This window comes from Belnapia sp. (assembly GCF_059504005.1).
In genome coordinates this window covers 1-21,628 of sequence record NZ_JCACHU010000032.1, presented here as the reverse complement: position 1 = coordinate 21,628, position 21,628 = coordinate 1, and the positions used below count along the sequence as shown (strand labels likewise).

General features: G+C 65.1%; 18 protein-coding genes. 6 read left to right on the top strand and 12 right to left on the bottom strand.

Going from position 1 to position 21,628, the window contains the following annotated elements; translation table 11 throughout:
• Nucleotides 1-269: 269 nt before the first annotated feature.
• From AC5JJ1_RS05210 to AC5JJ1_RS05175, 8 genes are all read right to left on the bottom strand, one after another.
• Entirely contained in the window at nucleotides 270-980 is a 711-nt protein-coding gene (locus AC5JJ1_RS05210) for a type IV secretion system protein (protein WP_495784054.1), read from the bottom strand.
• A gap of 14 nt (nucleotides 981-994) precedes the next feature.
• On the bottom strand, nucleotides 995-3,412 hold the full coding sequence (locus AC5JJ1_RS05205; protein ID WP_495784053.1) for a VirB4 family type IV secretion/conjugal transfer ATPase: 2,418 nt from the start codon (nucleotides 3,410-3,412) through the stop codon (nucleotides 995-997).
• Nucleotides 3,405-3,653, bottom strand: a complete 249-nt coding sequence (locus AC5JJ1_RS05200) for a VirB4 family type IV secretion/conjugal transfer ATPase (RefSeq protein WP_495784052.1) — start codon at nucleotides 3,651-3,653, stop codon at nucleotides 3,405-3,407. Before AC5JJ1_RS05200 ends, AC5JJ1_RS05205 begins: the two co-directional genes overlap by 8 nt.
• The gene (locus AC5JJ1_RS05195; RefSeq protein WP_495784051.1) at nucleotides 3,646-3,987 is read right to left on the bottom strand and encodes a type IV secretion system protein VirB3; all 342 of its coding nucleotides are present in this window, start codon (nucleotides 3,985-3,987) and stop codon (nucleotides 3,646-3,648) included. The genes AC5JJ1_RS05200 and AC5JJ1_RS05195 overlap by 8 nt, the downstream gene beginning before the upstream one ends.
• A gap of 12 nt (nucleotides 3,988-3,999) precedes the next feature.
• Complete coding sequence (locus AC5JJ1_RS05190; RefSeq protein ID WP_495784050.1) at nucleotides 4,000-4,296, bottom strand: TrbC/VirB2 family protein; 297 nt, start codon at nucleotides 4,294-4,296, stop codon at nucleotides 4,000-4,002.
• Nucleotides 4,293-4,988, bottom strand: coding sequence for a lytic transglycosylase domain-containing protein (locus AC5JJ1_RS05185; RefSeq protein WP_495784049.1), 696 nt, complete (start codon nucleotides 4,986-4,988; stop codon nucleotides 4,293-4,295). Before AC5JJ1_RS05185 ends, AC5JJ1_RS05190 begins: the two co-directional genes overlap by 4 nt.
• A gap of 30 nt (nucleotides 4,989-5,018) precedes the next feature.
• Complete coding sequence (locus AC5JJ1_RS05180; RefSeq protein WP_495784048.1) at nucleotides 5,019-5,405, bottom strand: hypothetical protein; 387 nt, start codon at nucleotides 5,403-5,405, stop codon at nucleotides 5,019-5,021.
• Between the two features lie 803 nt (nucleotides 5,406-6,208).
• Nucleotides 6,209-6,370, bottom strand: a complete 162-nt coding sequence (locus tag AC5JJ1_RS05175) for a hypothetical protein (RefSeq protein ID WP_495784047.1) — start codon at nucleotides 6,368-6,370, stop codon at nucleotides 6,209-6,211.
• Between the two features lie 2,192 nt (nucleotides 6,371-8,562).
• Here AC5JJ1_RS05175 and AC5JJ1_RS05170 point away from each other — a divergent pair.
• Both AC5JJ1_RS05170 and AC5JJ1_RS05165 read left to right on the top strand, forming a co-directional pair.
• Nucleotides 8,563-9,264, top strand: coding sequence for a hypothetical protein (locus tag AC5JJ1_RS05170; RefSeq protein ID WP_495784046.1), 702 nt, complete (start codon nucleotides 8,563-8,565; stop codon nucleotides 9,262-9,264).
• Nucleotides 9,155-11,359: an ATP-dependent helicase gene (locus AC5JJ1_RS05165; protein ID WP_495784045.1), complete on the top strand. Its 2,205-nt coding sequence runs from the start codon at nucleotides 9,155-9,157 to the stop codon at nucleotides 11,357-11,359. The genes AC5JJ1_RS05170 and AC5JJ1_RS05165 overlap by 110 nt, the downstream gene beginning before the upstream one ends.
• A gap of 66 nt (nucleotides 11,360-11,425) precedes the next feature.
• On the opposite strand, the gene AC5JJ1_RS05160 is transcribed toward AC5JJ1_RS05165, so the two are convergent.
• Nucleotides 11,426-12,163, bottom strand: a complete 738-nt coding sequence (locus AC5JJ1_RS05160) for a DUF72 domain-containing protein (protein WP_495784044.1) — start codon at nucleotides 12,161-12,163, stop codon at nucleotides 11,426-11,428.
• A 603-nt stretch (nucleotides 12,164-12,766) separates the two neighbouring features.
• Between AC5JJ1_RS05160 and AC5JJ1_RS05155 the strand changes: the two genes are divergently transcribed.
• The 3 genes from AC5JJ1_RS05155 (at nucleotide 12,767) to AC5JJ1_RS05145 (ending at nucleotide 15,592) form a co-directional block, all read left to right on the top strand.
• Nucleotides 12,767-13,459 (top strand): ParA family protein, encoded by a 693-nt coding sequence (locus tag AC5JJ1_RS05155; protein ID WP_495784043.1) that lies wholly within the window; start codon nucleotides 12,767-12,769, stop codon nucleotides 13,457-13,459.
• On the top strand, nucleotides 13,456-14,181 hold the full coding sequence (locus tag AC5JJ1_RS05150; RefSeq protein WP_495784042.1) for a hypothetical protein: 726 nt from the start codon (nucleotides 13,456-13,458) through the stop codon (nucleotides 14,179-14,181). The genes AC5JJ1_RS05155 and AC5JJ1_RS05150 overlap by 4 nt, the downstream gene beginning before the upstream one ends.
• A gap of 436 nt (nucleotides 14,182-14,617) precedes the next feature.
• Nucleotides 14,618-15,592, top strand: coding sequence for a replication protein RepA (locus tag AC5JJ1_RS05145; RefSeq protein ID WP_495784041.1), 975 nt, complete (start codon nucleotides 14,618-14,620; stop codon nucleotides 15,590-15,592).
• A gap of 551 nt (nucleotides 15,593-16,143) precedes the next feature.
• Here AC5JJ1_RS05145 and AC5JJ1_RS05140 read toward each other — a convergent pair.
• The 3 genes from AC5JJ1_RS05140 to AC5JJ1_RS05130 all read right to left on the bottom strand — a co-directional run bounded on the left by AC5JJ1_RS05140 (nucleotide 16,144) and on the right by AC5JJ1_RS05130 (nucleotide 20,476).
• A complete protein-coding gene (locus tag AC5JJ1_RS05140) occupies nucleotides 16,144-16,554 on the bottom strand; it encodes a DDE-type integrase/transposase/recombinase (protein WP_495784040.1) in 411 nt (136 codons plus the stop codon).
• A gap of 757 nt (nucleotides 16,555-17,311) precedes the next feature.
• Nucleotides 17,312-18,892: an ABC transporter substrate-binding protein gene (locus AC5JJ1_RS05135; RefSeq protein WP_495784039.1), complete on the bottom strand. Its 1,581-nt coding sequence runs from the start codon at nucleotides 18,890-18,892 to the stop codon at nucleotides 17,312-17,314.
• Between the two features lie 93 nt (nucleotides 18,893-18,985).
• Nucleotides 18,986-20,476, bottom strand: a complete 1,491-nt coding sequence (locus AC5JJ1_RS05130; protein ID WP_495784038.1) for a M81 family metallopeptidase — start codon at nucleotides 20,474-20,476, stop codon at nucleotides 18,986-18,988.
• A gap of 323 nt (nucleotides 20,477-20,799) precedes the next feature.
• Here AC5JJ1_RS05130 and AC5JJ1_RS05125 point away from each other — a divergent pair, with 323 nt between their 5' ends.
• Nucleotides 20,800-21,510 carry an IS6 family transposase gene (locus tag AC5JJ1_RS05125; RefSeq protein WP_495784069.1) on the top strand — a complete coding sequence of 237 codons (711 nt, stop codon included), beginning with the start codon at nucleotides 20,800-20,802 and terminating at the stop codon, nucleotides 21,508-21,510.
• Nucleotides 21,511-21,628 lie beyond the last annotated feature (118 nt).

Here is a 21,628-nt window from a genome sequence, read left to right as displayed (position 1 = left end):
GTCTATGAGTGGCCTCTGGCCGGATTGTCCACCTTGCGACAGGGTGTTGGGGAGCGGCTTGCCCATGCGCGAAGCTCCAGCCGCCTCTGCGTTCTGGCATTCCCAGGTCGCAGCTAGGCGAGCGTCACGGTGGCAGCGCCGCAAGGTCTCATCCAGGATCTGCGGATGAGCTTGAAACCAGGGCACGTCGCGGTTCTCGCGCGACCGCTGCGCGGGAGCGGGTGTGGTGCCCAGGGCCACTAGGGCGAGCACGAGCACCGCGCCGCGCATCACTCGTCTCCCAGGGGCTGCAGGCTATCGCGGTATTGCTCGGCACTCTGCCGCTGCGCCTCTTCAGCCCGCAGAAGGTCGCCTTGCTGCTGCGCGGCAGCCATAAGCTGTAACTGCGCAAGCTGCTGCTGCTGCGCCGACAGCAAAGCGTGCTCGGACTGGATCCGGTTGTTCAGGGCAGCAGACGCCTGAATGTCGGGCTGGCCGTCCACTTCCGCCATCAACTCACGGAGGCCGGCAATCCGCTGCTCGGATTGGCGCATCCCCTGCAAGGCCGCTGCCTGGATGTTGCCCAGGCGCTGTGCACGGCGTGTGAGCTCGGTCGCCGTGAAGTCGGTGCCGGAAGACGAGAAGAAGCGCAGACTAGCGACCTGTTCCGCAGCGCCTGCCAGGTTGCCCATGCCTGTCATGACCCCACCGATCTGATTAGCACCGTAGCCGTTGGCCAAGGCACCGAGACGGTTGGCGTAAGCCGAGACATTCGTCGTATGGGCCAGGACGTTATAGGTGGCCTGGAGCTGCTGGTACTGCTGCTCCAGCTGCCGCACGGTCAACACGGCCTGCGCGACCTGCTGATAGAGCTGAGTGTTGGTGATCGTCGCCTGCGCATTGGCCAGCGCATCCGTCACCGGGATTTGCGCCCTGGCTGTACCAGGAACGGCGATGGCAAGAGCGAGAGCGCTAGCCCCCGCAAGCAGGATCGGCTTCACGCTTCGCGTCTCCTTCATGTTGCCGCTTCCGGCAGGCGGCGTTGGAACTCGGGCAACAGCGCCGATGGTTCGTCGGTGCCCAGCTCGCGCCGGATCTTGCGCAGCAGGCGCACAGTGCCCGCCTTGCCGCTCAACACCGCCAGGTGCGGCGCCATGGTCGCCGGCAGCTCCACCCGGCAGATCACGGAGCCGGCGTCACGCTTGACCAGCATGGAGCGTGGCCCGGTGGCCATGTCCTCGGTAACGGCGCGGTATTCGCCCGGCGTGCAATGCAGGCTTTCGGAGCCGTCGCCGACATCGCAATAGGCGGAGCGGCTGGCCGACTTGTTGAAGAACAGCACCTTGGTCGGCATGTTGCTGACAAGCGTGGCGCCAATCGGATGGCGTAGAACCTGCTGCGGCTGCTGTGTCGCAACGACGAGAGCGCCGTTGCCCTTCCGCAGTGTCAGCGCGAAGTCCTCAAATGCCCGGGCAAATCGGTCATCTGGTAGGTAGGCCCAGAACTCATCAGCCGCGAGCACAAAGCGTCGCCCGTCAATCACCGAGCGGACCCGATGCAGCAGGTAAGAGGCGGCCGGCCCTCGCACCGTCTCGTCGTCCATGAGCGCGGAGAAGTCCACGCCGACCAGGCCGGCGTCGGGATTGAAGGCGTCGCCCTCGCCATCGAAAGCCCAGCCCAGGTCGCCGTCCCGGCCCCAACGCTCTAGCCGCTTGCCGGCGCTGCTGGCCCCCTCCCCCACCAACCAGGCGCACAGGCCGGCAATGGAGCGCATAGTGGGCGGCATCCGCATCTGGAAGGCGATGGCCTTGGCGAGACGGCGCAGCTCGATGGCATCTGGCTGTGGCCCGTCATCAGACCGGATTAGGCCCACCACGAAGCGCAGCAGCCACACTCGCGCTTCGGCGGTGTTGGACAGCGCCCGGAGGGGCGCCAGGCCGCTATCCTCGCCTGCTTGCAAGGTGAGATACCGCCCGCCCAAGGCGCGAATGAGGATCTCGTTGGCGTTGTCCTTGTCGAACACCACCACGGTCCCGCCCGCCCCCGTAGCCCGTTCCAGGGCGCAGACCAGCATGCCGAGGAAGACTGTTTTGCCCGACGAAGAGGGGCCAAAAATGGCTATGTGCGGCAGGCCACCAACGTGGAGGGAAAAGTCATAGGTGGTGTTGGCCGAGGTCAGCAGCCGCAGCAGCGGCGGCCCCCATTCTGGCGAGGGACCGCCCTGCGGGTACCCGTCCAGAGACGAGAAGCCCACGAAGTTCCGCGAGCTGATATCACCGGGGCGGGTACGCCAAGCCGCATTGCCGGGCAGCTGCGCCCAATAGGCAGCCTCCGTGCCCAGGTCCTCGACCGCGACACTGGCGCCTGCATTGGTCAGGCTGGCGCGGACCTCGCCCCCATGGCGCTCCAACGCTGCCAGGCTATCCGTGTGCAGCGCAATCGAGACGTGATGCGAGCCCATGGTGGCCAGGTTGGAGGCCACATCGTCCATGGCGTCGTGCAGCGCATCCATCTGGCTCAGGGCACGGTCGCCGGCATTGGCCATCTGCGCCTGCTTGCGGGCCAGGCTTCCGGTCGCGGCTGCGCGGGAGTGGAAGCGGAAGGAGTTGGTGAGGACCACTCGGCAGTCGGCCGACAGCAGGTCGTTCAGCATCCCAGGCCGGGTACGGTCCGGGTACTCCTTGAAGCCCATGATGGTGCCGAAGGAGGGGCGGCCAGGGCTACGCACCTCAAAGCCGCGCCGGCCGCAAATCACGCGGTCGGTGTAGATCGAGCCGCCCAGGGAGCCGCTGACCATCGGCACCGGCAGGAAGCGCGCCGTCAGGAACAGGCGCAGAGCTTCCGCGATCTCGGAGAACAGCACGCCGCCGGCCTCACGGATGCCGAGACGCACGGGCTGCATTTCGTCATAGGCTTTCAGCAACACCAGCATGCGGTCATCAAGGACACGGATCAGGTCGTCGCTGGCCGTGGTGGCAACGGCCTCCTTCCGGCGCCCCAGACGTGAGCGAAGGGCATTGATCCCACGAGTTACGGGCGCGCGGGGGTGCACGATGACAGAGACAAACCACTCATTCACCCGCTCGTGGCCCTGCAGCACCTCCCGGCGGTAGGTTTCCTCGAGATCGGCGGCGAAGGCGGACCGATAGGCGCCTGTCAGCAGCGGCGCGACCCCATCATGGCGCACCATGGTTTCCACGACTGTCAGGGCATCGTCCGCGACGTTGCGGAGGACGGCGTTGCGGACCCGGCACCGACTATTGCGCCGGGCATGGTCCTCCAGAGCAAAGGGGGCGCCGGCCAGGCGCAGCATCCCCAGCACGGAGCCGTCTGTCTTGAGCACCACGTTGTCGCGGACGTGCCCGACAAACGGCAGGTAATCGTCAGCCCCGCGCTCAGACCAGCCGGAGACAGACAGGAAGGGGTTAAGCATGACCCAAACCACGCGGCCTGCGCGTGCCCCTGCGGTCGCCAGCACTGGCCAATCTCACCTGCCTTCGGGCGAGGCGGCTGGTTGCTGTTGCACGTGACTGAAAGCTGAAGGAGGTGGTGAGAACCACCCAGCAGTCGGCCGACAGTAGATCGCTCAACATCCCAGGCCGGGAATGGGCGGCGTATTCCTTGAAGCCCATGGTGTCGCCGTACGAGGGCCGCCGCGAACTGTGTCTAGGCATGGCTTATGCCACGCGGCCCGCGCGTGCCCCTGACTGGCATCGGTGCAACAGAAGCGCCACCCCAATCAGACGAATCAAGGCCGCGGGCGCTGGTGTTGAGCCAAAGCACCGCGACGCCGACCGCGTTGTAGTCACGCGCGACGAGGAACCGCGCGGCGATCCAGACTGGTACGACGACGGCAAGCGCCCAGGCCACGCCAGTCACGCCCTTGAACACCACCTGCACCTCAGCGCCGATGACGAACAGAGCGAGGGCGAGAGGCAGTGGCAAGCCCCACATGAGGGCCGGCCGCGTCGCCGCGACATGCAGGGGATGCTCGGTGAGGGGTTCCACGCCGCGCCGCTCCTAGAAGCCGAAATAGCCGGCAAGTGTGTCGGCATTGGCCAGGATCAGGCCGCCCCCCACCACGGAGGCGATGACACCAACTGAGAAGCGCATGACGAACAGACCAATCGCCACGGCAATGATGCCCAGCATGACCAGGCCGCGCGCCACGTTGGTCATGAACCACTGCGTCAGGCTGTTGACGACGCCGGAGCCACCGCCACCGACCTGTGCATGTGCCAGGTCGGGCAGGACTACCACTGCGCAGGTTACGGCCGCGAACAGGGCGACGGTCCTCGCCTTCGACGAAAACATCATTCTGCAGTCCTCGGGGGATTGATGAGGGTGGTCTCCGCGGTGTTCCCCAACACCGCAGGAGCCTCACGAGGCGCGACCATCAAGCGGGGCCGGCTCGCATGCGTGGCCCGGGCCCAAACATCCCATTCCGGGGGTGTGTCTGGATCGTCGGGGGGATTGGGAATAGCTTGGGCAGCCTGGCGCTGTGCGGCTGAGATAGCTTCACCACGAAGGCGGATGGCGGGCACGACCACCTCGGCGGCGCCCTGGACGCGAACGACATAGCCGTTGGCCAAGCCCCGTTCGGGGCTGCCGGTGTTGTAGCGAGACAAGGCAACACGAAGTGCCCCCTGCGGGTCCGCCTCCGTGCGCAGTGCGGCGGTGTAGCCCTGCTGTAGAAGTCTCGCCCCAGCGGCGATATTCCGGCAAGGTTCAAAGGCATCGGCAATCGACAGGTCGAGAGATGCGAGGTTGGCGCTGTTGATTTGCATCAGTCCCAGGTCTACGGACCGGCGCTGACGCTCGATAAGGTTGGTCGCAACCGCGACGGCTTCGCCATGGGTAGCAGGAAATCTCGGGCTGCCCCCGTTGACGCCAATGGCCAAGGGTTCAAAGCCGCTTTCCGTCCGAATGACGGCGGCCAGCGTCTCGAAGGCAACGAAGGGCGCGCAGCGGGTGGCTAGCTGCGCGACAACAGCCAGTTCCAGCATCATGCGGCCATCCTGTGGCCGCGGAGCGATAGTCTACTCGGGTTGAGTTTCTGGGACGTCCAAGCCGGGCGGCAGTGGTGAGGTGTCGGCCTTAACGTGCTTGGTGATCGCGCTGCGCGGCAGGACCGAGCGCAGCCGCGCAAGACGCGGACAGTCCTCCTCGTAGAGGGTAACCGGCAGGGCGTAGGCCATGTCCTTGCGGAGAAATTGCAGCAACCGATCGAGGTCGCGCCAGCCTCGCACCCCAGGACCACGGAACAGCGCGATCGCCATATAGCCGCGGCGCCAGCTCGGCAGCAGGTAGGGGATATGATCGAGCCCCCCGGCCTCGTCGCGCCGCGCGATAACAACAACCGCTTCGATCCGGCCGCCTTGCGCCAGCCTGTCGCGCAGATCACCTTCGCCGATCGTGTCGCCCAACCCCGCCGCACTCCCCCGTGCCGAAACGCCGGCAGGTTAACGAGTTCAGCGGGCTGGGCGAGCCTTGGCTTAGGGGCAAAGTTGAAACTGGAAGGATGGCGAACAACCGGATTGGGCATCGTGATCGCGCCTCGGTGGTGAGGAGACGTCCGATGCTACTGGCGCGTGTAGGCAGCATACAATCTTTAATTGTTGTCTAGATCCGACGAGGATGCCGAAAACACCTTCACTCCATCGCGAAGAACAAAACCGGATTTGCAAGAAGAGTCAATTTATGAGACGTGAATCAGGCGGTGAGTCTTTGTGCTCGAGGGGCTGCGCAGTAGCAGCAAAAACGACCCAGCACTCCCTCCCAAGGGAGGTAACAAGTCCGCGTCGTCCAGCAGCAGGGGTCAGGAGTACTCCATTGTCCCTTCCTCGCCCCGCAGAGCGAGGAACACGACCCTGGTCACCTCACCGCCTTCGCTGGTCCTAACGGCGGGACGGAACATCGGGTCTTCCGATCCATTCGCCGTCCCGAGAGCGAGGGCAAGCTGCTGCGCCTCAATCCCCCGCTGGCACAGAGTGCGCCTGCTAGAATCTTCAGTGTCAGCCCGGAGGAAGCGTACCGGCACGTCGTCGATCAGGAAACTGCAGTGATGGGTGGGGTCGGTACGTCGGGCCAGCGATAGCGCCCACCTTTCGCTGCTTAGCGAAGGCGGCTGCGAGAGAAGAGTAGGCGCGGCAGGCCCAAGGATACTGGGCGCCGCGGAGGCGACGATCAACCCAGTCGTCAACTGACATGGTCTGCTTGGGCCGCCGGATCAGAAGTCATCGCCCAAGGCGTCAAGGTCGACCTGCTGGATCGAGAACCAGATTGGCTCCGGGCTGCGCGCCGCGGTCCGCAGGAGGGGTTTGGCCGCGGACAGCAACTCCTCGAGCGAGCGGAAGGGGTTCACCGCTTCCTCGCCGTCGCTGGTCCGCATCAGCAGGGCGTACCCAGCCTTGCCCGCTCGCGGTGGTGACACCGGTGCGGCCGGCTTTGACGCTGCAGTCCGTGCAGCCCGACCGGGAGTGACGGCTCTTGGCTTTGGCTCTGTGCGGGCAGGCTCGCTTGGCGAGGTTGGTGGTGCCCCCTCCGGCTCAGTTGGAGGCAAATCTGGCGCGTTCGACGCCAGCGGGAGCGAAGGCAGGGGTTCCGGCGGTCCCGCGGGCGGGGCAGCAAAGAGGTCGACCGTGGTAGCCCGCGCCGCCACGGGTGCGTCATCAGCGTCGGCTGTGACTGGCCCTGGCGGTTCCGGGGCTAGAGTAGCCTCGCTAGTGGCCTGACGGCGCAGCTTGCTCAGGATGGCGTAGATGTTGGCGGGCGTGCAGCCATAGGCCGCGGCGACCTCGGCCACCTTGTGTCCCTCGACATCGACCCTGCGGACGATCGTCGCATGCTCCTCACGCGGTATCCTTGGCATCCTGCCCTCGTTGCCCGACGGTGCTGGAACGAAAATGAACCAACGAAGTCTGGAGGTATCACTTGAAGCGGCGGATTCAAATTTGAATTCGAAGTCCAGTGTTTGGCAGTTTGTCTGTCAGCCTTTGACCACGCTGCCGTCGGGAGCAGCTTTGGCCCAATGCAATTCGCGACACCGTGGGGCAATTTGCCCAGACAGCGAGGGCGTGGTCGATGCTGGCCCGACCCTGCCGTGTATCGCGGCAGTGCGGCGGCAAGGAGCATCGTTCAGGCGGTGGTGTGAGCGCATGGGTTGGATACCGGCATCAGCCGCAGCTGCTCCGCGTCCCCGGCAGCGGTATTGATCGGCGTCCCCAGCAGCACCGGGATGCTTGGCCAATCGCGTTTAGGAACGCAAAAAGCCCCATGGCCTTGGTATGAGGCCATGGGCCTCCGCAGCCTGGAAGGCACGGAACTCGGGGATGCGGACGAAGCGAACAAGGTATCCGCCATAGGTCAGCTCGGCATGGCACCCGGCGCAGATCATCCAACCACGCTCGGGCTGGCGCTGGGGGACGCGTGCTGGGCGGCCCCGACCAGATCCCCGGCGGCGATTTTGCCGTGGTTGCGGAGGATCCATTCGGCGCTCGATTTGGCTTCGTCGGCCCACGGCACGAAGCGGAGACGGCGTGACCTGCTTCACCGCCATCCTCTGCAATGACGACGCTGCCCAAAAAGCGAGTTCAAGGTCGCAGCGGACAGTATCGATTGCCATGCTCACCATCCGCGGCGCCGTGCGAACCGACGACGATCTAACTCAGAGAAGACAGTGATTGCCGTGATGATCATCGGCGCACTACGGCCGCGTCACCGCAGACGCTTCAGTTACACTTTGAGCAGGTCCACAGACCACGCGCTTCCCGGGCACGCTCGACGAGATAACCACAGCGGATACAGTTGGCGCCGTCATCGCCATCGGAGAAGGGGTCCGCAAAACGCCGCACCGTCATCTTCGGCGAACGTGGCTTTGCATCACGCAGGTTGAGACCCTCGACGGCCTGAGTGCTGCTCGACCCTTCAACGGGCTCAGCGACCGTCGATTCTGGCTGATGCACCGATGGCTCCCACGCCGGCATGACGTGGACGGTCGGAGGCCGGATCTCGGGTGCCGTGGGTTGCGTCTTTTGCGGCAACGCTGGTGCAGGTGGCTTCGCAAGAAACCCGTCGGGCCAAGCTTCCACATGAGCATGCGACGGTGTCGAAGAAGGCTGATCCTTGAGCGGACCTGACGAACGCCGCGCGACATGTACGACTTCCACGACCCGACTGCGGACGGTCCCGTGGCTGTTCTTTCGAGGTGCGGTGACAATGTGCCGCGTTTGGCTGGAAGATGTAGCTTGCCTGGGTTGGCGCAAAAATACGCGATTAGCGTCTGACATAGGTATCCATTTATAAAAACGGCCGCCTCCACGACGCAGAACCGGCCGTGGTCTACATTCAGTTAACATGACCTCACCAACTTCATACTCAAAATTCTAGGAGGTAGCACTCGGAGGTTATGCTCTGTCCATTTTGCGGGGGTAGTTGGGCAGCTTTCTTGGCGGAGTACGAAGTGCTTGTCTTCTTTATCGCGTTACCCGGCATTTGCTTTAACGAGCTCGCAAGATAGATCGGTGCAGCACATCGCTGCCGCTGAACAGCTGTCATCGATCAACACCATGGTATGATGACGCCATGGAGCACGCCGAACCGCCCTCGCCTTCCCCGCCCTCGCGCCTGCCCTGGGACTTCCACCCCGCCTTGACCGAGGAGCGGCTGCGGATTTGCGCCCGCATGCTAGCCAATGCCCGGCGCGATGCGCTGGCGATGGCCAGCTACGAGCTTGGGGACGATCCGTGGTCGGTCGGCTGCCGCGCCTTCGCCTTCGGCCGGCACCGGCTGGAACGGGCTGCCAGCTCGGGCGACTACCCCTGGCTCGAGGTGCTGGACGACAGTGCCCATTTCGTCTTCGTCATCGGCGGGAACGGCAGTGGCGTGCCAGTGCGCTTCTACCGCGGCGCCGCCGAGGAGCCGACCGAGCGCACCCTCAAGCGGCAGGAGGTCGAGGTCCAGCAGCTCTCCCTGGCGCTGGGCGAAGCGGCAGCCGAGGGTCTCGCCTTCCGCCTGGCGGTCGAGACCGACGACGCTGGCCGGGTGGACCGGGTGGTGTTCCTAGCGCTGCGCGGCGAGGACCGGGTCGAGTGCTTCTGGCCGGTGCCGCTGGAGCTGCCGGCCGCAGCGGCCGTCGGCACCGGGGTCCAGTTGCGGCTGATCGCCGATGACGGCTATGCCCGGCCCGACGAGACCCCCAGCCGTCCAGCCCCCCTGCCCACTGCCTTACCGCGCCGCAAGCCGACCGCGAGCAACCCGCAGCGGCCACAAACCACCCTGTTCTAGCCACGCCTGCCGGGACGTTTCCATGTCTGCGCATCTCGCGCTTCTGAACCCAGCGCAGCGCGCCGCGGCAACTGCGCCGGCGCCCGTGCTGGTGCTGGCCGGTGCTGGCTCGGGTAAGACCGAGACGCTGATCCGGCGGGTGGCGGACCTCATCCTGGGCAGTGAGGCGCCAGACCGGCTGCTCTGCATCACCTTCACCGCCAAGGCGGCCGGCGAAATGCGAAGCCGACTTGACGCCCTGCTCGGGCCGGAGCGGACACCGCGCTGGGTTGGTACTTTCCACGCGGTCATGGCCAGGCTGCTGATCGAGGACGGCGTCGCAGTCCCCGGTCTGCCCCGTGGGTTCGCCATACTGGGCCCGAGCGACGCCCGGGAGCTGCTGATGCAGGCAGCTGGCATCCAGGACCGGAAGAAGGCCAGCCTCCTGCAGGAGGCCGTCTCACTGCTGAAGAATGGTCTCGTGACCGATCCCCGCCGGCTGCCCCGCTCCTCGGCGCTGAGCCGTTTCGAGCCGGAGGTGTTGGCCCAAGCAGCGGCCGTGCTTCCCACTTATCGGTCGGCGCTGGCGGGACGGCAGGCGTTGGACTTCGACGATCTGATCGCCCTGCCGGTCGCCGCCATGCAGGCCGATCCGGCGCTGGCTGCGCATTGGTCGTCCCGCTGGGCCGAGATCCTGGTCGACGAATACCAGGACACCAACCATGCCCAGCATGCTTTGGTGCGTCTGCTGGCTGGCAAGCCCGGCCGGGTTTTCGCCGTGGGTGACGACCTCCAGGCGATCTATGGCTGGCGCGGGGCCGATGTCGGCCATATCCGGCGCTTCGGGAAGGACTACCGGGCCGCTCCCCCTGCCCTCAAGCTGGAGACCAACTACCGCTCGACCCCGACGATCCTGCGCGCCGCCAACGCCATCGCGGCCGAGGACCCGGATGCGCTGCCGAAGATACTGCGCCCGGCTGACCCGAAAGCCCCGCCCGGACCCTCGATCACCATCTGGGAAGCACCGACCGCGGAGGATGAGGGTCGCAGTGCCTTGAACTGGGTCCAGGCGCTGCGGCGAAGGCAGCCGGAGCCGCTCTGGCGCGAGTGTGCGGTGCTGGTCCGGGCTGGCTTCGTGGCGGAGCCCATCGTGGCCGCGTTACGCCAAGCGGATGTGCCGGTGCGGCTGGTCACCGACCGGGAGCCCGAACCGCCGCGGGAGGTTCTGGCGGTCATAGCTTGGCTAAGGCTGGCGATGAGCCGTAGCCGCGGCAGCAAGCCCGGCGTCCATGTCTGGGATCCTGCCGCCGATGATGCCTTCCGCCGTGCCTGCGCCTTTCCGGCGCGCGGCATCGGCGGGACGGTGTTCGGGCGGTTGCGTGAGCACGCCACGAAGCAGAGCCTCGCCCTGGCTGCGGCCGTGGCGACCCTGCCTGCTACACCGGCGGAGCGGCAGGGGCTGGAGGCCGTGCTCGGCGTGGCCGGCGAGATCGCGGACGGTGTGGCCCAGCAGAAGCTCGGTCCGGCGGATGCGCTGCGGCTGACGGCCGAGGCCAGCGAGATAGCGGAGCGGCTCGGCCTGAACGGCAAGCTCGGCCATGCCTGGGCGGCCGCGTTGCGGGCGGCGGAGCAGGCCGGCAGCGTAGCGGCTTACTGCGACGGGGCCGCGCTGGGGGCCATACCCGGCGAAGCCGAGCCCGCCGACGCCGTGCAGGTGCTGACGCTGCACCGAGCCAAGGGATTGGAGTTCGACCATGTGCTGCTGGCGGGGCTCGAGGAGGGCGTGTGGCCGAATTGGCAGGCGGAGCAGCAGGGCGCAATCGCTGAGGAACGCCGGCTCTTCTATGTCGGCGTCACCCGAGCCCGGCACTCGCTTCAGCTGAGCTGGGTGCAGCAACGCCGCGACTGGGCCGGCAAGCCATCACGGTTTCTAGCCGAGATTCCGAAGGCGTTGACCGGGGCCGGCGCGGCATCTTGGCAAGTCAACGGTTCCGGGTCGACCAGCCGCACCGCAGCCAGTCGACCAGCTCCGCCGGTGAAGCTCCCGTCCCAAGCCGAGACGGACCGACTTGTCGCCGAGTTCACGGCACGCAAGGCCGCGAAGACACCGCGGTGACGCCGCGCTTGCCGACGCCCGCGCTCGGTCCATCCTGCAGCCGGTCCTGGTCGCCATGGTGGTCGCCTAGGCCGGGGGAGACGTTCCGGTTGCCACCACCAGCGCATCGTAGGTGGCTGCCCCCTCGGCCGTGTTGTCGAAGATGCACCACACCTCGCCGTCGAGGCCGGAGAGTCGGCTCTGCAGCTGGTGGAGATAGGCCTGCGGATAGGGCGAGTAGTACATACGCGGCGAGCCGTGCAGCCGGAAGTAGGTCAGCGCCGGCCATCCACCCGGCTCGGCGGCACGCGGGACCGGGGCCGGATCAGCGGCGACACGCGCCACGCGGTGCTCGACCAGCATCGCATCGACCTCGTCGGTGAACCAGCTTGGGTGACGCGGCTCGCATGCCAGGTCGCCGGCGAAGCTGTTGCGTAGATGCCGCAGGAACTCGGCTGCGAGACCTTGCTGAAAGATCAGGCTGGGCGGGAGCTGGATCAGCAGAGGCCCAAGCTTGGGTCCAAGCCGACGGACTTCATCCAGGAAGCGCGCGAGCGGCTCCGCGGTGTTGGCGAGCCTTCGGGTGTGGGTGACCTCTTTCGGCACCTTCACGGCAAAGCGGAAATCCGGTGGAACACTGGCGGCCCACCGTTCGTAGGTGCTGGGCCGATGAGGCCGGTAGAAGGACGAGTTGATTTCGACGGCCGGGAGGCGCTGACTATAGCGCTGAAGGTGGCTGCCTCCCTGAGGAAAGCGGTCAGCCTGCGCTGCCGGGATCGACCAGCCAGCCGTTCCAACCCGCAGCGTTGTCGGCACCACACTCATTCCCGGAGCCAACCTGTTGCTGAGTATGTCGAGGTCTCCCGGTGGCGCTGGGACATCACGGTCACGCTGTCGCCAGGGCATCGGACGGCCGCTGCCTTTGGCGTTGATTTCAGCGGTCTAAGCTCCATCCAGCACCGCGGAGCCATTCGCCGAGCTTGGACCAGCGGCGGCGAGCGCTGCCGTTTCGAGATCAATGCCGGGACGAGCGAGTTAAGGACAGCTTGAATGGTCGCCAAAACTGGGAGCCCCGTCTGCATCCTATTCGGCAAGGGTGTAAAACAACGTCACGCCGACCCTCAGAGACCCGCTCCCGCCCACTGTAAGAAGCAGAAGCCAGAGGTGGCATTTTTTTTCGAGTTCACCAGGTGAACTTCTACTGACCAAAAGGCCTGCAGTCTATCTTAAGCGATCGCTTGTTGCTGGACCGTGCTCTCTAAAGCGTACCTGGTTTTCCCTTGTAAAACCGGCCAACCCTTTGGCCCGACCTCTGCCTAACTCCGCTGCACGATGGCTGGCAAAACTGTTTTCCCTTGTAAAACTGTGCTTGTGAGGTTGAGGAGACCACTGCATTTTCCAATACGGGATCCTTCAGAGGGGTTACTCATGCGTAGGAAGGCAGCCGCAGGTGGCCGGGTGCTCCTTATCGCCAGTCCTAAAGGCGGCGTAGGAAAAAGTAGCATGTGCCGCAACATTCTTGTCTCGGCCGCTATAGCAGGCGCGCGGGTGCAAGGGGTCGATCTCGATGCACAACAGACCCTTGTTAAGTGGCACCAGCGCCGGGAACTCGTGCGGAAAACCTATCCCGAGACGCCGGAAGTACCGGTCGTCGGTCTTGCGCTTTCCGACTGGCGGGCAGCCTTACGCGAAGCGCCTCGGTTTGACCTGACCGTCATCGACACACCGCCGAGCATTGAGGTGCAGTATGGAGCTGCGGTTGCATTATGTCAGGCCGCGCATCACGTCTTGGTCCCGACTGGCGCCACGCAAGACGACGTCGATAGCGTGACGCCTTGGATGCGGACGCTGACCGAGGCTGGGGTCCCAGCAAGCTTCGTGCTCAACAAGGCAAACCGTCGCGTCAAGAGCTACGAGGCTGTGCGCACCAAACTCCTCAAAGCTGGCGCGCTTTGTCCGGTGGAGATCCCGATGCTCGAGGACATCCACGTTAGCGCCGGGAAGGGGCTCGCCGTCCTCGATCTTGCTAACAAGAAGACCAATGAGACCTTCGAAGCGCTGTGGGCGTATGTTTCCCGCGCCGCCGGTATGAAAGTCTCGGTCGAGGCACCGGCCGCATGAAGACCGCTCGCGCTCGCGGTCTTTCCCGCCGGGCTATGCTTCAGGTCGATACAGATGCCGACCTGTCTACGGCGAGCCTGCCCGACAAGCGACAGATTGAGATGGCCCCGCTCGTCCACGTTGATGAAACACTCCTCGCAACATTGCAGGACGTCTTTGCTGGCACCGGACTTATGAGTGACCAGCGCAAAGTCCGTGCGGTCATTACCCTTCGGGGTCAGGTCGACGTGGCTTGGCAGCAAACCCGTGACGCTTTCCTCGAAATCGGCAGGGCGCTGAACGAAGTTGACGCAGTGTTGGATGAGGCCGAGCAAGAAAGCCTCAAGCGGGGCTTTCGCAAGCTTTTTCCGTTTTCCGAAACGGTAGCGAGCCAGTTTCGAGTGATCGCTCGCGCCGTCGATGCAGGCCATATCACCAAGGAAGCGCTGCCCGGCAGCTACGGGACCGCCTATCAAATGGCGCTGCTGAACAGTGAGCAACGGCGGATTGCGGAAAAGGAAGGTTTGATTCGACCGACCGTCAGCCGCAACGCGTTGATCGAATTCCGCAAGCTGCACGACGGTGTGGTACCGCGCACGGCCCGGGGACCAGACCCAGCCAAAATGCGAGCGGAACTTGGACGTCTTGAACGGTCCGAAGTGAAGCTTGCCCGAGCATTGGAGAGCGTACGCAAGCGTATCGCTGAGATTCGTGAGTTGTTGGCATTGAAGGACGAGGGATGACCAAGCGTACAGGCAGCTGGTTCACGGACGACGCCCCCGGTTTCGCCGACGGTTTGAGTCCGCGTAGTCCGATCCGTTCCACGCCGGCACTGCACGCTGCTGTTGCGGACGTCACGCTACCGGCACAGCCCCGGCCACAATGCAAGGCAACCAGCAACACCGCGGACAAGAAGACAGTTCGGCTCGATTCTGGATGGGTGGGGCAATCACTCACCGCCTGCCAGATCCACAGGCCGCGGATGTGTCCCGGGGCAAGGACTCATCCAATCGGGGCAAATGCTCACCGAATCGGCGTTATCCACAAGGCATGTGCTCACCTCTTCAACTAGATTCAGGTTCTACTACTTCCAACTAGTCTGGTGAGTGATTGCCCCGTTGACCTAGCCGGGCTGCGCCGCCTTCCTGGTCGACGATGGCGATCAGAAAGGGCGAGTCCATGAGCGATGACGAGGAGCCTGACTACGGCGTCCGGCGCCTTGTGCTCGTGCACGGCCGGGATCAAGCCAGACAGATGGTGGAGCCTGAGCGAAAGAAGCTCGTCGATATCGCTGCCGAAGTCATGGGCGATGACGCCGGCAAGATCGGCATCACCTACACCGGCTTTTGCCTTACCGCCCTCCCGCACAAGCGTCTGCCTGACGATGAGGTTTGGAAAAAGGTCGGCCATCGGGTGACCCTTCTGGTGCAGCCAGGGCACATGAAAATCGGTCGCGGACAGCCTCGCTTGTTTGGCGTCCCCTACGGTGCCCGCGCCCGCATGATCCTCCTCTATCTGCAGACAGAAGCCGTCCGAACAGGCGGACGAGAAATCGAGCTTGGCCGGTCAATGCGCGACTGGCTCAGCAGAATGGGTATGACGCATGGGGGCACGACCGGAAAGATCCTGCGGGAGCAGGCCACCCGTATTGCTGCGTGCTCCCTTCGCTTCTTTTGGGAAGGTGAAGACAGCAGCGGGTTTGATAAGGGCGGGTTTGTTCGCTCCGGTCTCCGTTTTCATCTGAATGGGGACGGGGAGCAGGATGATCTTTGGCAGGACCGCGTTGTCTTGGACGAGGTATTCTACGAAGCCCTCCAGAAGCATCCAGTCCCGCTTAGGGAAGCGGCTCTGCGGCAGCTTTCGGATCGCTCCACAAGCCTCGATCTTTACATCTGGCTAGCCTACCGGCTGCAGTCACTTTCGAAGCCTACCCCCATCCGGTGGGCCGCCCTGCGTGAGCAGTTCGGGAGCGGCTACGCCAAGATCGGCGCCTTCAAACGCGACTTCGTAAAGGCGCTTGCACCTGCCATTGCCGCTTACCCTGAGGCCAACGTCCGCCTAGCGGATGAGGGGGTCGTGCTGCATCCCTCGCCACCGCCGGTCGCAAAGCGCGTCGTTGCCATCCCGGCCCTGCCCAACCGCAAAACCGGGTGAGTGATTGCCCCATTCCGGCCGGTGAGTGGTTGCCCCACAAGCCAGACCGCAGGCAATCGCAAGAAGCCATCTACCGTTGGCTGTGATACTGGCCGTTCAGATCGGCATAACAGTGGTTTCAATACCCCGGACTTCAAGCCTATAGCGTCAGGTAAAGGTTTATGCCTGCCGATAGCGTAGGCGGCCAATCCGTCCATGAGTTTGAAGATAGCGAGTAGCCGAGCAACAGACCCTGGGCGGGGCAATCACTCACCCAGCATTGCTCGCATTGCTTCCGGCATCGAGCCTTTTCCTAGAGAAATCACAAACTGACCGGTGCAGTAACCGGAATGTTTCGGGCGAAGCGGCTCCTGGGAAAGGCAGCAGTGTGTCGCGGGAGACTTCGCGCGGAACGAAGCCATGTGCGACAGAGCAGGGCTCTTGCTTGGGCAAATCATAGAAGCCGGAGCGAGAGCGAGGAGATTCCTGACAAACCCCCTACTGACCTACGCAGGAAGGTTCTGTCAGCGCTCAAGCCAAACCTGACGATACGAGATGATGTCTGGTTTCGGTTACGCCACTTGGAAAATAGCGAGCGCAGTGGTGGCGCGATGGAGGTGTAGCAGACGATGGCGATCGACGGTGCCGTGCTGGTTATGACGGGTCTGGAAGCGGCGGAAGCTGCGGAGTTCGTCGTAGCTTCGGCAGAACCGCCGCGCTGATGCGAGGTTGCCGTCATGATCAATGGCTCGGTACAGATACGTCCACGGGCCACCGACCTTCAGGTACGTTTCATCCACGTGCCAGCGTCGGCCACGGGCGCCACCCTTGCCGCACCGGCGCCGACGAAGTTGCTGCATCAGCACCGGTGCGAGCTTCGCCTCCCAGGCGCGGGCGGCTTCATGGCTGAACACGAAGCCGCGCTGGAGGAACATCTCGGTCAGGTCACGCAAAGTCAGGCGGTAACACAGCCGCCACAGCACCACGCGGGCGATGACGTCCGATGGGTATTGGGTGTGGTTCAGCAGCCCAGCGCTACGCTCGTTGAACTGTTTGCCTCAGTCGTCGCAGCGAAATCGACGGTAGCCCTGGGCGGTGCGCTCCGGCCGCTCCGTGACCTCTGCCAGGCCGCAGGCCACACAATCCATCTGCGCCCATTGTCCCGAAGCCTAACAGAACCGAAGGCCGGGGAGGCGTTGAACTCGGCCGGCAAGCCGTAGGGCAGGGGCCTGAAAAGCCAGCGGCAGAGCAGCCCGATGATGCCACCCAACGTCTGGAGTAGGGAGAGGGCCTCACCGCTCTCCCGGGCAGCGCTCCGGCATCTCGACCGAAGCGGGAGAGGATGGCGGTGGTACGTGAGGGCCCTGGCTGGTGGTCCGGGCACCGCGCTCGCGCATCTGGCGCTGAACCTCTGCAAGCACCGCGGCTTGCTGAGTCGGCGTCAGCAGGGCAGGGGAGAGAGCTTCGGTCACGGGCGCTCCTACCGTCCGAGGCCAGAGGGAAGGCAAGGAGCCTCAACGGCATCAAGGCGGTGATGCTGCGCCGGTGTCAACAGCTCGCCGGTGCGCCGTGAGTTTGAGCTGGGCCGCCCGGAGTACGTCCGCCTTTCATGCCCCGAAGTGTGGGACGGGCTCAATGCACCTGATCCGCCGACCCCTGCAACACGCTGTCAAGCACGGCAGGCCCGATGCAGCGGACGGGAGGCGACCGCGCCGCCCTGGTCGGGGGCTGCTCCAAAATTCATGCCGGGCGGATGCCCCAGAACCGCGTGAAACCGGTTTGCAGCCCCTGGATGCCCCGTGTCGCGGTCTGCTGCTTGAACTGGCCGAGCGGGTAATAGGGTACCTCCTCCATGCAGGCGGTCTGGATGTCGCGGCATACGGCCTGCCGCCCCGCGAGGTCCGGCGCGTCGAACCAAGCATTGTACATCCCTTCGAGCTGGGCGCTCTCGTACCAGCCCGCATAGCCCGCGGCGCCGTTGCCGCGCACGCCGACATGCGTTGCCGGGTTCAGCAGGTCAGTGCCCGTCCAACTCGTCGCAAAGAGGCTCCACCCCCCGCTGTCGACCGGGCCGCGGTTGTTACGCCGCTGAAGCATCGTGCCCCAGTCTGTGGCCACGTAGTCCACGTTCATCCCGATCCGCCGCAGCATGTCCGCCGCCACGTCGCCCAGGGCCTTGATCGTCACGTAGTCGGTTGGCACCAGGAGGACGACCTTCTCGCCCTTGTAGCCGGCGGCTTCCAGGTCCCGCCGCACCGCGGCATCATTCTTCGGCTTCCGCAGAGGGTCGAGCCCCACCTCGCTCGCCATCGGCGTGCCCGGGGTGAAGAAGCCGGTCGGCACATGGTAGGAGGAGCGGTCGTCGCCGACGATCGCCTGCATGTAGGAGGCCTGGTCAATCGCCCCCATGACGGCCCGGCGGATTGCGGCATTATTGAAGGGGGCCTGCGTACAGTTCGGCCGCAGCATGCCGACCGTGCCCGTTTCCTCCTGAACGCGCATCTGGATGCCGCGGCTCCGCGCGATCATCGGCTTCAGGTCATGCGCCACCTGTTCCCACCAATCCTGCTCGCCGGAGACGAGCGCACCGGCGGCGGTGGAGGCATCCGGGATCGTGGTCCACACCACGCGGTCGTAGTGCACGATTTTGGGGCCCGCGCTGCCGAGCGCCGGCCCGCTCTCCCGCGGCCGGTAGCGGTCGAACTTCGCGTAGGCATTGCGCGCGCCCTGCAGCCGCTCGTCCGCGAGATAGCGGAAGGGGCCGCTGCCGATGATCTCGGTGATCTGCGTACCGGGGTCAGTTCGCGCCACCCGCTCCGGCATAATCGCGGGCATCATCGCGGTGCCCTTCGCCAGCGCGTACGCCAGAAGGGAGAAAGGCTTTTTCAGCCGGAAGACGATTGTGCGGTCGTCGGGCGCGGAGACCTCGTCGGTCACCCGCAGCAGCGCGCCACCGAAGGCATCCCTCGCGCCCCAGCGGCGGATGCTCGCCGCGCAGTCCCGCGCCAGCACCGACGTGCCGTCATGGAACAGCAGCCCCTCGCGCAGGCGGATGGTCCAGCGCCTCCCGTCCTCTTCTACCACATGGCCCTCGGCCATCTGCGGCATCGCCACGTCATTCTGGTCCAGCCCGTAGAGGGTGTCGAAGACCATGTAGCCGTGATTGCGGGTGACGTTCGCCGTGGTCCAGTGCGGGTCAAGGAAGGCAAGGTCGATTTGGGGGATAAAGCGCAGTGTCCGGACCTGTCCTTGGGCAAAGGCCGGCGCGGAGAGGGAGGCGCCGGTCACGGCAATCCCCTTCAGCAGTGAGCGGCGGTGCATTGGTACCTCCTCGTCATGCCCCGGGTCTGCCCGCTGGCGAAGTTGTTTCCGGCAATGCAGCAAGAGCCAGGCCCCTGATGCAAGGGCTCTTCTTCAGGGCAGCGCGCCGCCACGCGCGTAAAGCCGCGGCGTGACCTTGATTTCGTCTAAGGGGAAGAATGGCCGCGCCTTGACAAAGGGTAGCTCGCCGACGCGGTAGGAGGTCATGCCCGGCGTATCCACCGTGACGCACTCCCCGACCGCTGCGTAGTTGAGGGTGAAATGGTAGCCGGAGCGCGTGATCACGAGTCCCATCCGCGCCGGATCGATCCCCATTGCGCGGTAGTAGCCGGGATCGAGGTAGGAATAAGGTTGGTCGGTCAGCACTAGGTTCACACGGCCGACGTGCAGGACGGCGTAGGCGCCAAGCGTTGCTCGGTAGCCCGCATCGGCCGGTCCGTCATATACCACCTGGGTGGAAGCAGCGGCGGACACGACCTCCCCTACCACTGTCACCGGCGGCGCGACGGTGGAGTATCGTCCGCCCACCGTCACCGTGACCACCGCCCCAACCCCGGCGGCCCGGCAGGCTCGCACAGCGTCGGCGTCCGCGATCGGCACGGCGGAAGCAGGCAGATCGTCTCTCGCCAACAGGGCGCGCAGCACATAGGTTCCATCGCCCGGGCTGCCGCCTGCGACGCGGTCTCCCTGGTCACCCAGGATCAGCGGCCGATCGGTGCCGCGAGCTGCCTTGTCCAGATACTCGTCCAGCGGCGGATAGGTGCCGATCAAGTCCCGCCGTCGGTCCCACAGCGTTCTCGCCAGTTCCAGCGCAAGACCGTCTGGGGCCGCCTCATTGCCGTAGGCCAGCACCCATTGGCCAAGGCCGTGTACGTCCAGAAACTGCTGCGCGTTGAAGATGGATACGTCGTAAGCCTCCCCCGCCTCGACCGCCGCCCGGGCGCGCGCGTGGAGGGAGCGCAGCGGCTCCTCGTCGGTGCGATCATTGCCGAGCGTCAGCATGGGGAGGTGGACCGCCGCCAAAGCGGGCCGCAATAGCCCTTCCAGCATGTCCAGCGCGGCGAGTAAGGCGCGCTGCCCCGTCCTGCCCTGGTCGCCGTGCGGATTGGTCAAATAGCCCGCCAGCATGTCGCAGCGCGCCAGGATCTCAGGCGTGACGTGGGCATGCAGATCGAAGCCTACCGTCAGCGGCACGTCGTCGCCCACGATGCCGCGCAACGCCGCCATCAGCGCGCCCTCCGGGTCCTCCAAGCTCGGCGTCAGCATCCCGCCATGAAGCGGCAGCACGATCGCGTCGAAGTCGCCGCGTCGGGCCGCGTCGCACATGAGGTCGCGCATCTCCTCGAAGACGGCCTCCTCGACCGGTCCGCCGGACTGGGCACGAAAAATCGCCGGTACGATGACCTCGACACCTTTCGCCTCCGCCGCGTCGACGATGCCGCCAAGCACGGAGTTGCTTCCGCGCGCCGCCGCCACCGCCTCTACTCCGACATGGATGTTGAACCAGGAGCGGCCCATCAGCACAGGGTTGAAGCTGTGGGATTCCTGCGCGATGCCGCCGGCTAGGATCCGCCTCGTTCGCATTGGCCGGTCTCCCACTGGTTCCTCTGGAAGGACAGCCCGCCTGGGCCACTCACGCAAGTGCCACAGGCGGATTGGACAGGATGATGACCGGTTCGGTAGGGCGGCGGGGTGATCGCGCTGACATTCTCGCTCGCGCCTGGATCGACGTTCCGAGAGCGGTGCGGCTGATGGTTGTCGGAGGAGTACGCCCCCCGCCGGCAGTACCACCGTCCTCTCGCCCGGCGTCACGTCTGCCGCCCCGCAAATGGTTCTGTTGCAACGTTTGCTCCAGTCCCGGAAGCAGGCCATCCTCGAGCATGGCGCGGGATCATCGACTGCGGAAGCTGAAGGCCGATGTGGCCTTCAAGGGCCGGCACTTCACCGCTGAGGTGATCCTGTGGGCGGTTCGCTGGTACCTGATGTTCCCGATCAGCTACCGCGACCTGGAACTCATGCTGCAAGATCGTGGCGTCAGCGTGGACCACACGACGGTGTTCCGCTGGATCCAGGCCTATGCGCTCGATCTCGGAAAGCGGGTCCGGCCATACCTACGCTTGTCGAATAACTCATGGCGCGTCGACGAGACCTACATCCGAGTGAAGGGGCGCTGGACTTACCTGTACCGCGCGGTCGACAGCCGTGGCCAGACCATCGACTTCCTGCTTGCCGCGAAGCGAGATGCGGCGGCTGCGAAGCGGTTCTTTCGCAAGGCGCTGCAGCAGCCGCACACGGTGAACCCACGCACCATCACGGTCGACAAAAACCCGGCCTATCCGCGCGTGATCGCCGGGATGAAAGCAGACGGCGAACTGTGGCGGCGCTCTCGGCTACGCCAGGTCAAGTACCTCAACAACATCGTCGAACAAGACCACCGGCGCGTGAAACGCCTGGTCAGACCGGGGCTTGGCTTCGGCAGCTTCCACACGGCGCGACGAACACTGGCGGGCTACGAGGCGATGGCGATGATGAGGAAGGGGCAGGTCAGGAAGGTTGGCGCACGTGACATGCTGGCCCAGGCCCGCTTCGTCGCCGAGCTGTTCCCGATCGCCGCTTGAAACGCGCTGATCCGCCTCGCGTCGGTGCTTCGCATACCCATCGGCAAATTTTGCAACACAACCATCGTGCGCCCCTCGCGGCGGGCCTGATTTTTTTATGGCCGCCCAAGAGCGGCGC